The sequence below is a fragment of the Methanosarcina sp. 2.H.A.1B.4 genome (genome assembly GCF_000979385.1).
Classification (GTDB): domain Archaea; phylum Halobacteriota; class Methanosarcinia; order Methanosarcinales; family Methanosarcinaceae; genus Methanosarcina.
The window spans coordinates 23,141-30,047 of record NZ_JJOV01000049.1; the positions used below are offsets into that span (position 1 = coordinate 23,141).

The following is a 6,907-nucleotide window of genomic DNA, read 5'->3' on the forward strand; positions in this document are numbered from 1 at the left end:
TGATTATTCTCAGGAGCCTGAAATACTGAAAATTGGAGTTATTGGTTGCGGATTCATTGGCGGACAGATTTGCAAGGCTATTGATAACGGGGAGATCAATGCAGAGCTGTCTGCTCTCTGTGACTCTTCGGAGAGCAAGATCCTTGAACTTTCAGCTTCCCTGAAGACATGCAGTCCTGCGTATATGGAGATTGAAGAACTCATACGCAGTGTGGATCTTGTTATAGAAAGCGCCTCTCAGAATGCTGTCAAATCCATTGTACCACAGGCCCTTAAGGCCGGATGTGATGTGATGGTCCTGAGCGTGGGTGCCCTTGCCGATGAAGAACTGAGGACAACCCTTTTCGAGCTTGCAAAACAACACAATTGCAAACTTTATTTCCCCTCGGGTGCGGTTGTCGGCATCGATGGATTAAACTCAGCATCTGCGGCTGGCATTTCCTCGGTCACCCTGACCACCAGGAAACCTCCGTCAGGACTCATGGGAGCTCCTTATGTTGTGGAACACGGCATAAAACTTGAAAAACTTGAAAAAGAAACCGTACTTTTTGAAGGGACGGCCTCCGAAGCCGTAAAAGCCTTTCCTGCAAACGTTAACGTGGCCGCTACGATAAGTCTTGCAGGCATAGGTTTTGAGCAGACCAGGGTAAGAATCATAGCTGACCCCTCCCTTTCCAGAAATGTGCATGAGATTACCGTAGAAGGAGAATTCGGCAAATTTAGCACCAGAGTGGAAAATCTTCCTTCCCCGGAAAATCCGAAAACAAGTTATCTTGCAGCCCTTTCTGCAGTTTCTACCCTCAAAAAGATCCTGAATCCCGTCCAGATCGGGACCTGAATTCTTCCCGGTTGGACCTTGAGGACTGAACCTGAACTGACAGGATTCAGGTACCTGAACTTAGATATTCGGATTGAAGGCGTGTGGGGTTCACAAACATTAGGTTCACAAACATTATATAGTCCGGAGGAGTTAAGCACGTAAATCCTCCGAAGAAGGTTGCATGTATGCGAAAAAGTGCCTCATGGATAGAATGTTCCTTATTGCACTCCTTTCTACGTTTAACATGCACTTTTGCCAGAATGCCTTTACGTTAAAAATCTAAACGTCTTAATTAAAGGCCTCTTTACACTAAAAAAATTCTATATTCATATTTTTCTCTCAAATATTATGGTGGTCCCATGCATCAAGCAGACCTTATAAAAAGGATCCAGGAATTGAAGCTAAAACGAAACGCAGTAATTCTTTCTCACTATTACTCCCGCCCCGAAGTCCAGGACATTGCGGACTTTGTAGGGGATTCCCTTGCCCTGAGCCAGGAAGCTGTCCGCCAGGACGCAGATGTTATTGTGTTTTGCGGCGTTCATTTTATGGGAGAGAGCGCTGCAATCCTTTCTCCGAAAAAGACGGTCCTGTTACCGGAAATCGATGCCACATGCCCGATGGCTGAAATGGTAGATGTGGAAGGCCTTAAAAGACTCAAAGAAAAGCACCCTGAAGCTCTGGTCGTCTCCTATGTAAACAGTTCGGCTGCAATCAAAGCAGAGTCCTATATCTGCTGCACCTCTGCCAACGCTGTAGAAGTGGTAAACTCCCTGGACGCCGAAGAGGTTATCTTTGTGCCTGACAAGAACCTGGCTGCCTACGTTGCAGCCCGGACCGACAAAACCATTATTCCCTGGGAAGGGCACTGCCCCACACACCACCAGGTCCTGAGGGAAGATGTCCTGAAAATGAAGGAAAAACATCCCCTGGCTAAATTCATCGCTCATCCCGAGTGCCGCCCTGATGTCCTGGAACTTGCAGACTGTGTGGCAAGCACGCGAGGAATGATCATGTACGCGAAAAACTCTCCTGCACAGGAATTTATAATTGGCACGGAGTGCGGGCTTATTCACGGGCTCCTTAAGGCAGCTCCGGAAAAAACATATTACTGTATCTCTGAATTTGCCTGCTGTCCCAGCATGAAAATGGTCAATCTTGAAAAAGTCCTGGCTTCCCTTGAAAAGATGCAGCACGTAGTGACTGTTCCCGAGGACGTGCGGATAAGGGCAAAAGAAGCCCTTGACCGAATGCTTGCGGTAAAAATAAAATAAGCTGAATGTTTTATCCGTTTGCTACGGCCCGCTTATGCAAGGAAAGTTTTGATTTATCGCGGATTATTTCTTCGCGGGAATTTATGGGAAAAAATAATGAGGAGTAGGAGAGAAACAAAATCTCACCTACTTTCATGCTAAAGAAACCTTTTAGATCTTTTTCTTCAACACGCCGTATCCTACAATAAGCGCAAATAGGGGCAGAGCAATTACCATAAATATTTTAGCTGTCTCCATAGGCTTTTTGTCTGGACCGTTTTGTCCTGCACTTCCGTTCAGAAGTGACTTTCCTTCACTTTCCAGGTTTCTCAGAGTTTTTTGTAATTTTCCTTCCTGATATTCTGTTATCGCAAAGGAGGAATATCCAGAAGTTTTTGCCTTAAAATAAACGTAATCTTTATCTTCGCCAACTTTTACCGTGGAGAGTGGTTTCCAGCCTTTGTTATACCATTGAAGGGTTATCAGGGATTCAGTGACATTATTAGCTTCAATCCAATCTTTTTCAACTTTGAATCCGATTAATCCATTTTTAAGGGAGGTAGGAAGTCCTTCTCCACTATTTCCGACCCAGATATTCACATGTTTATAGATTCTGCCAGAAGGAAGTTTTGGGACAAGTGTGGATTTGCCTTTAAGTACTTCTGCAATTGCTGTTGTCCTTCTGAATGTCCTTTCTGCATCATATTCAATATATGTTATGCAGGTAACGTTTTCCGGGAATTCATATTTAATATGATACCCACTCATCACGTTTCTGGTAGCAAGCTCCTTGATTTGGATATTGCTGGCCGGCTCTGCGGAAACACCACTTCCTATGCTGCTGGAACCGGAACTAGAACTGGATTTGGAACCGGAACTCCCACTGTCTGCATTATCTGTAGGTGCAGGTGTTGGTGCAGGTGTTGGTGTAGGTGTTGGTGTTGGTGTTGGTGTTGGTGTAGGTGTTGGATCTGCCGGATCTGCCGGATCTGCCGAATCTGCCGGATCTGCGGGATCTGCCGGATCTGCCGGATCTGCCGGATCTGCCGGATCTGCCGGATCTGCGGGATCTGCTGGATCTGCCGGATCTGCCGGATCTGCCGGATCTGCCGGATCTGCGGGATCTGCCGGATCTACTGGATCTGCGGGATCTGCGGGATCTGCGGGATCTGCGGGATCTGCGGGATCTACTGGATCTGCCGGATCTGCCGGATCTGCCGGATCTGTAGGATCTGTTGGATCCGATGGCGTTGGATCCGATGGTGTTGGATCCGATGGTGTTGGATCTGCTGGTGTTGGATCCGATGGTGTTGGATCCGATGGTGTTGGATCCGATGGTGTTGGATCCGATGGTGTTGGATCTGTAGTTCCCGTATCATCTGCAGCAGATGCCATGCCAGGAATCATGCCAGGAATCATGCCAGGAATTATTAGCATTATCAATAATACATAAATTAAAGAACTAAAAAAATCGGTTTTCATTTTTATAGGCCTCCGCCCACACATCAGTAAACAAAAATCTCTGGTATACCAGAGTAAGTCATTGACAATTTATTATATTATTCATATAAACAAAATTTAGAGATTTGTTTTGAGTAGATTTTTCCAATAAACTGCTGGTTTAAAACAATATATTTGTCCAAACAAAGTAACCCTGAATCTCCTTAGAACAGAAGTAGACGATGATTCAGATTTAAGGGGATCATACCGGGACATGGATTTCAAAATTTTGAGAAATTAACGATACAGTTTGTTATATGTTTCGACCCTCTTTCGAGATCCTTGAATCACTTTCCCCTTAATAAACCGGGCGGATCTTTCCCGATATTAAAATGTTTTAATCTGGTAGGAGAATTATGTCCTTACACAATATCCCAATCTGACAGCCGGTTCAAATCTTAAATTTTCCCTCCACAGGAAGAGTTTTTTCATTTGAACGCCCGAACCTTATTTTGATTCGTACTTTTTTGATTCAATACTAAATTTTTTGATTCGAGACAAAATAGCCGATACTTTTAATACTTTATAATGCTGCTTTCTTCTGATGTCTGCCGGAATACGCACATACCTGGAGCTTATGAGGTACGGAAACTGCCTGATGGCAGGTTTTGCAGCTGTAATAGGAACTTTGATAGCCTTTAATATCCTGACTTCCGGTACTTTAAGTTCAAATTTTGCGGGACCATTTCCTTTTCTTGATGCAGGTCTCGTATTTCTGGTAGTATTCATGGTTTCAGGCGCAGGAAACGCTATCAATGACTATTTTGACATAAGGATAGATTCGATCAACCGTCCGGAAAGGCCCATCCCATCCGGGAGGGTGCAGGCAAAAGAAGCCCTTTACTTTTCTTACCTTCTGTTCGCCCTTGGTACCCTGCTGGCTTTCTCTGTAAATTCGGTCTGCGGGTTAATTGCCCTTTTTAACTCCCTGCTGTTGATCCTGTATGCAAAAACCCTTAAAGGTACGCCCCTTTTAGGAAACCTGAGCATAGGCTACCTTACTGGTTCTGTGTTTCTGTTTGGAGCTTCTATTTTTGGGTTTGGAGGAATTAAGGTTCTTTCCGTGCTTTTCCTGCTTGCAGCTCTTGCCATTACAGCCCGGGAAATCGTAAAGGATATTGAGGATATGGAAGGGGACAGGATGGAAGGGGCAGATACCCTGCCTCTTAGAATAGGGGCAAAAAAAGCAGGTTATCTTGCAGTGCTCATAGGGCTCCTTGCCGTACTTTTAAGTCCTCTACCATACGTTGTGTCCATCCTTGGCCTGCATTATCTTTACATTGTCTTTCTGGCAGACCTGGGATTTCTTGCAGCTATTCATCAGCTCCTTGCGCGGAATAACCCGACAAAGTCCTCTAAGATGTTCAAAATAGCCATGTTTTTTGCCCTGATAGCTTTCATTGCCGGGGTATAAACTTTACATAAATTTACAAAAGTCTGTCCTTAGTTTGCCTGGGCCTGCCTGACCGTTCACACAGGTCACTAAGGATTACAATCCTGATTTTGTCGGTTGCCTCCGCGGGAGAAATCTGCTGAGTTTCGATTTTCAGGTAATTTCTTCTCAGGTAATTTCTTCTCAGGTAATTTCTTCTCAGGTTATTTCTTCTCAGGTTATTTCGCGAGTCGGGAAACTGGCAGATCGGTAACTGGCAAATCGACAACTGGCAGATCGGCCATTCTCAGGACTGAGAGCCTTAGCAAGGACTGCGGTCTCAGTAAATAGATTAGCAGATAGGTTTCTTTCCTGCTACAAGTTCCATAGAGAAAGAATGGATATTTTCAAGTTCTTTTTCTATAACTTCTGCCGCCTCTTTTTCGACATCTCCTGCGGCACCTGTTTTCATGATCAGCTGGGCAGTTGCAATCTGAGGCTGGTCAATAGGAGTTCCGATTTCGCTCAGGAGCCAGACATACACCTCAGAGACATCGGGAATCTGATTGTAAATTTCTGCTGCGATCCTGTGGGAAAGGAGATTGTAGATCTTTCCTATATGGCTTACAGGATTTTTCCCTGCCGCAGCTTCACTGCTGACAGGACGGTTTAAGGGGATTATCCCATTTACACGGTTTCCGCGCCCCACCTCTCCGCAGTCGGCGTCCTCTGCGGATGTGCCGGTAACCGTTGTGTAAATTCCATCCATCCCCCTGCCTGGCATGTCCAGGGTGTTAAGGGAAGCAGTGGGTTTTGCACAAATGCAGGCTTCAAACTCAGCTCTCTCTTTTTCCGCAAATCCGGCAGCAAACTCTTCGATCCGGTCATGCAGTTCCATTTTCTGTTTGAAATAGTCCTCTTCAGACTCCACAAACCTGTCCACAAGAGGTGCAGCAACCGTAAGATGGATGTCTTCTTTATGCCTGAGGCCCATGACCTTTATGTCTTCTCCGGACTCCGGACATTCTTTCTTGAACCCCTTTGAGTTAAGGTAGCGTTCAGTCTCGAGTACCAGCCTTTCTGTAGGGCTCAGAGGCGCATATCCGACTGCTGCGGACGTATCATTTGCCCCGAGAACCTTTCCTCCCCTGCTAAAGATATCCGTAAGTTCTGCTGAACCCCTTTTGAGTTCCACCTGGTAAATGAGGTTTTCAGGGTCTACAAAACGGAGGTTTTCTGAGAACCAGTCTTTTGCTGTACGGACTGCAAGCCCGGAAACATCGATCTCAACTCCCTCGTATTCGAAGGTTGCCCTATCCCCTATTATCAGCCGCATAGGGCTTACAACCCTTCCTCCTCCGAATTTTCCTTCCACCTGCCCTGCAACAAGCATGCCCTTGTCTATATTGTGGTGCAGGATGGTCCCGAAGGTGTCAAGATATTTCTGGCTGAGATTTACGGAAATCTGTTCCATGATAGCGTCACAGATATAGTCCGGATGCCCAAGCCCTTTTCTTTCAACGACCTCTACCTTCTGGCGGTAAACTTCCGAAGCTTTCAACTCTTCTATAACAATATTTCTCAAACTCTTTCCCCCCGGATTGCCCTTAAGGGCGTACAGATACTGTATTGATCTTGTTAATGTAAGTGAAGACGGATTAGTTTGTCAATAAATGTATTTCAGTGAAGATAGGATATTCAGTGAAGATGGATGAGGTCTTCAGTGAAAATAGATAAGGTCTTCAGTGAAAATAGATAAGGTCTTCAGTGAAGATGGAATATTCAGTGAAGATATGTGGCGAATGCAGGCAATAAAGGCAGGTCAGTTAAGAAATTCCCCTTAGTGAACTACCATTCAGCTAAAGACTGACTGGCTTCTCGGGTCATCCCTTCCTCTATTGAGGACAAGTCACGCGAGCTCAACCCTGCGTCCAGCAGGTGAAAATATGAGTGTGATACTAG

The 6,907-nt window shown here is 45.3% G+C and carries 5 protein-coding genes; 3 read left to right on the top strand and 2 right to left on the bottom strand.

The features are described 5' to 3' along the window. The first annotated feature begins 22 nt into the window (after window positions 1-22). Window positions 23-838 carry an aspartate dehydrogenase gene (locus EO92_RS07735; protein ID WP_082107973.1) on the top strand — a complete coding sequence of 272 codons (816 nt, stop codon included), beginning with the start codon at window positions 23-25 and terminating at the stop codon, window positions 836-838. Between the two features lie 341 nt (window positions 839-1,179). Beyond that, complete coding sequence (nadA, locus tag EO92_RS07740) at window positions 1,180-2,094, top strand: quinolinate synthase NadA (protein ID WP_048170582.1); 915 nt, start codon at window positions 1,180-1,182, stop codon at window positions 2,092-2,094. A 150-nt stretch (window positions 2,095-2,244) separates the two neighbouring features. On the opposite strand, the gene EO92_RS18475 is transcribed toward nadA, so the two are convergent. Continuing rightward, complete coding sequence (locus tag EO92_RS18475; protein ID WP_235283250.1) at window positions 2,245-3,510, bottom strand: PGF-pre-PGF domain-containing protein; 1,266 nt, start codon at window positions 3,508-3,510, stop codon at window positions 2,245-2,247. A 607-nt stretch (window positions 3,511-4,117) separates the two neighbouring features. Between EO92_RS18475 and EO92_RS07750 the strand changes: the two genes are divergently transcribed. Further along, on the top strand, window positions 4,118-4,987 hold the full coding sequence (locus EO92_RS07750) for a geranylgeranylglycerol-phosphate geranylgeranyltransferase (protein ID WP_048170584.1): 870 nt from the start codon (window positions 4,118-4,120) through the stop codon (window positions 4,985-4,987). 310 nt (window positions 4,988-5,297) lie between these two features. On the opposite strand, the gene EO92_RS07755 is transcribed toward EO92_RS07750, so the two are convergent. Beyond that, window positions 5,298-6,530 (bottom strand): methionine adenosyltransferase, encoded by a 1,233-nt coding sequence (locus EO92_RS07755; RefSeq protein WP_048170586.1) that lies wholly within the window; start codon window positions 6,528-6,530, stop codon window positions 5,298-5,300. Window positions 6,531-6,907: the final 377 nt, after the last annotated feature.